The 2,886-nt window shown below is 55.0% G+C and carries 2 tRNA genes and 2 rRNA genes; all 4 read left to right on the top strand.

Features of this window, described 5'->3' with window-relative positions:
* The first annotated feature begins 213 nt into the window (after positions 1 to 213).
* Positions 214 to 1,746 (top strand): 16S ribosomal RNA (locus tag P3T23_RS47400).
* 67 nt (positions 1,747 to 1,813) lie between these two features.
* A tRNA-Ile gene (locus P3T23_RS47395) sits at positions 1,814 to 1,890 on the top strand.
* Between the two features lie 45 nt (positions 1,891 to 1,935).
* Positions 1,936 to 2,011: transfer RNA gene (locus P3T23_RS47390), tRNA-Ala, on the top strand.
* A gap of 336 nt (positions 2,012 to 2,347) precedes the next feature.
* Positions 2,348 to 2,886: ribosomal RNA gene (locus P3T23_RS47385) — 23S ribosomal RNA — on the top strand; the annotation flags it as partial.

Raw genomic sequence — 2,886 nt, 5'->3', positions numbered from 1 at the left:
GCGGATCGATCTTTAAAAATTAACAGCCGATAAGTGTGGGCGCTTGATGGCGGCGCGCTGGCGGGCTCTTCGGGGCCGGTCAGGACAGGCGAAGGTATCAAGTCTCACACAGTAATGAAAGGAAGGTTTGACCGTCGCGAGACGGTTGGATCATTCGTCAGTACGTTGAGTGAGCGACCGGTTCGTAACTGGACCGAAAACAGTAACAGGTTTGAACTGAAGAGTTTGATCCTGGCTCAGATTGAACGCTGGCGGCATGCCTTACACATGCAAGTCGAACGGCAGCACGGGGGCAACCCTGGTGGCGAGTGGCGAACGGGTGAGTAATACATCGGAACGTGTCCTGGAGTGGGGGATAGCCCGGCGAAAGCCGGATTAATACCGCATACGCTCTGAGGAGGAAAGGGGGGGATCTTTCGGGACCTCTCGCTCAAGGGGCGGCCGATGGCAGATTAGGTAGTTGGTGGGGTAAAGGCCTACCAAGCCGACGATCTGTAGCTGGTCTGAGAGGACGACCAGCCACACTGGGACTGAGACACGGCCCAGACTCCTACGGGAGGCAGCAGTGGGGAATTTTGGACAATGGGCGCAAGCCTGATCCAGCAATGCCGCGTGTGTGAAGAAGGCCTTCGGGTTGTAAAGCACTTTTGTCCGGAAAGAAAACCTCAGCCCGAATACGGCGGGGGGATGACGGTACCGGAAGAATAAGCACCGGCTAACTACGTGCCAGCAGCCGCGGTAATACGTAGGGTGCGAGCGTTAATCGGAATTACTGGGCGTAAAGCGTGCGCAGGCGGTTCGTTAAGACAGATGTGAAATCCCCGGGCTTAACCTGGGAACTGCATTTGTGACTGGCGGGCTAGAGTATGGCAGAGGGGGGTAGAATTCCACGTGTAGCAGTGAAATGCGTAGAGATGTGGAGGAATACCGATGGCGAAGGCAGCCCCCTGGGCCAATACTGACGCTCATGCACGAAAGCGTGGGGAGCAAACAGGATTAGATACCCTGGTAGTCCACGCCCTAAACGATGTCAACTAGTTGTCGGGTCTTCATTGACTTGGTAACGTAGCTAACGCGTGAAGTTGACCGCCTGGGGAGTACGGTCGCAAGATTAAAACTCAAAGGAATTGACGGGGACCCGCACAAGCGGTGGATGATGTGGATTAATTCGATGCAACGCGAAAAACCTTACCTACCCTTGACATGGACGGAACCTGGCTGAAAGGCCGGGGTGCTCGAAAGAGAACCGTCGCACAGGTGCTGCATGGCTGTCGTCAGCTCGTGTCGTGAGATGTTGGGTTAAGTCCCGCAACGAGCGCAACCCTTGTCCCTAGTTGCTACGCAAGAGCACTCTAGGGAGACTGCCGGTGACAAACCGGAGGAAGGTGGGGATGACGTCAAGTCCTCATGGCCCTTATGGGTAGGGCTTCACACGTCATACAATGGTCGGAACAGAGGGCTGCCAACCCGTGAGGGGGAGCCAATCCCAGAAAACCGATCGTAGTCCGGATCGCAGTCTGCAACTCGACTGCGTGAAGCTGGAATCGCTAGTAATCGCGGATCAGCATGCCGCGGTGAATACGTTCCCGGGTCTTGTACACACCGCCCGTCACACCATGGGAGTGGGTTTTACCAGAAGTGGCTAGTCTAACCGCAAGGAGGACGGTCACCACGGTAGGATTCATGACTGGGGTGAAGTCGTAACAAGGTAGCCGTATCGGAAGGTGCGGCTGGATCACCTCCTTTCTCGAGCTTAGAACGCGTTCAACGTTGAGCGCTCACGCTTATCGGCTGTAAATCAGGACAGACTCAGGGGTCTGTAGCTCAGTCGGTTAGAGCACCGTCTTGATAAGGCGGGGGTCGATGGTTCGAATCCATCCAGACCCACCATTGTCTGCGGTGGCTGGTCGATGAACCCCTGGGTAGCAGTGACTTGGGGGATTAGCTCAGCTGGGAGAGCACCTGCTTTGCAAGCAGGGGGTCGTCGGTTCGATCCCGTCATCCTCCACCAATCCTCAATGCCGGTTTTACTGCGGCGCACGTCGGAAGATGTTGGCGGTGCAGTGAAACAGGCATTGGCGATTGAGCCAGTCAGAGTGGTGTAGGGCCAGGCGCCCCATACCGGCTGTCGTTCTTTAACAATCAGGAAGAAGTAGTAAAGAGATTCACCGAACGCACCTGGAGATGGGTGCGGGGTAGGTGAATCAGGGTTGTGATTGTATCAATGTATGAAAAGGTGATCGAAAGATTGCTTTGGAATACGGCGCAACACGAATACTCAACCTGTAGCGACTGTTGAACTGCGGCTGTCCCTTGTGGGCAGGGTGGAGAGACACACTCGTTATAGGGTCAAGCGAACAAGTGCATGTGGTGGATGCCTTGGCGATCACAGGCGATGAAGGACGCGGTAGCCTGCGAAAAGCGGTGGGGAGCTGGCAAACGAGCTTTGATCCACCGATATCCGAATGGGGAAACCCACTCCTTATGGAGTATCCGTAGCTGAATACATAGGCTACGTGAAGCGAACGCGGTGAACTGAAACATCTAAGTAACCGCAGGAAAAGAAATCAACCGAGATTCCCAGAGTAGTGGCGAGCGAAATGGGACCAGCCTGTACTCTTTATCTTTGTTGTTAGCCGAACGCTCTGGAAAGTGCGGCCATAGCGGGTGATAGCCCCGTAGGCGAAAACAGCGAGGAAGAACTGGGTGTACGACAAGTAGGGCGGGACACGTGAAATCCTGTCTGAAGATGGGGGGACCATCCTCCAAGGCTAAATACTCGTGATCGACCGATAGTGAACCAGTACCGTGAGGGAAAGGCGAAAAGAACCCCGGGAGGGGAGTGAAACAGATCCTGAAACCGCATGCATACAAACAGTCGGAGCC

This window comes from Paraburkholderia sp. GAS448, from assembly GCF_050435685.1.
Lineage (GTDB): Bacteria > Pseudomonadota > Gammaproteobacteria > Burkholderiales > Burkholderiaceae > Paraburkholderia.
Note: the sequence above shows the minus strand (reverse complement) of the source record. Positions and strands in the feature narration are given on the sequence as shown.